Consider the following 791-nt stretch of genomic DNA (forward strand, 5'->3'; position numbering starts at 1 on the left):
TCTTCCTTTAGCGGACATTTTGATGCTTGCGCCTGCTTTGGCTATCCCTTGCCGTTCTAATGGCGATTTCATTTTTCCTATCCCATTGCGTTTTTTCCGACATGGGAAAACCCTGTCCCCCTAAACGGCGAAAGGCCGGAGCAGCGAACTCCGACCTTTCAGCTTAMCCCGCCAGTCGCAGTGGACGGGTCAGCTTTCCGAGGTGMACGATAACCCGTTTCCGGGGTTCCCCTCAAGAGAAGATGGCCAGTCCGCGTGAGGATAGACAGTGGCCATTACTTCCAAGACCTCCCGTCCCATGACAACATGGCAGATTATCCGCCGGTTTCAGGCCATGCTTCGTCGTTTCCGGTCGGAAGGTAAGCTGACTCTTGGGGAAGCACATGCGCTGGCGGTTCTGCCGGAGTTCATGGGGGACGATGGGGCTATGTTCCCTAGTCACGAAGCAATGGCAGCGAAGTCAGGCGCCAGCCGCCGGACGGTTATCAATGCTCTGCATCGGGCCTATGCGCTCGGCATCGTGAAGCCCACGCCCCGCTATCAGTATGATCGCCAGCTTGGGAAGCGGGTGCGGMCATCGAACGCATATGAGATCGTTCTGTCGGCACTCCAGCAGGTGGCGCAGGCGGCCCGGAACTTCATGCGGACAGTGCGTGCTCACCTAAGTGCAAGACCTGCACAGGAACGTCCTTCTCGTTCTTTTTTAAGACCTGAAAGAGTCTTTCAGCCCCCCCAGATGACCCATGCGGAGATGGTCGCATGGTGTCTGAAGGAAGCGAAAGCCACCTGAC

Annotated in this window: 1 protein-coding gene; it reads left to right on the plus strand. The window is 57.0% G+C overall.

Going from position 1 to position 791, the window contains the following annotated elements; genetic code table 11:
* Positions 1 to 268: 268 nt before the first annotated feature.
* A complete protein-coding gene (locus KP708_RS15390; RefSeq protein WP_371823801.1) occupies positions 269 to 790 on the plus strand; it encodes a hypothetical protein in 522 nt (173 codons plus the stop codon).
* Position 791 lies beyond the last annotated feature (1 nt).

This window comes from Gluconobacter sp. P5H9_a (assembly GCF_018812085.1).
Classification (GTDB): Bacteria; Pseudomonadota; Alphaproteobacteria; order Acetobacterales; family Acetobacteraceae; genus Gluconobacter.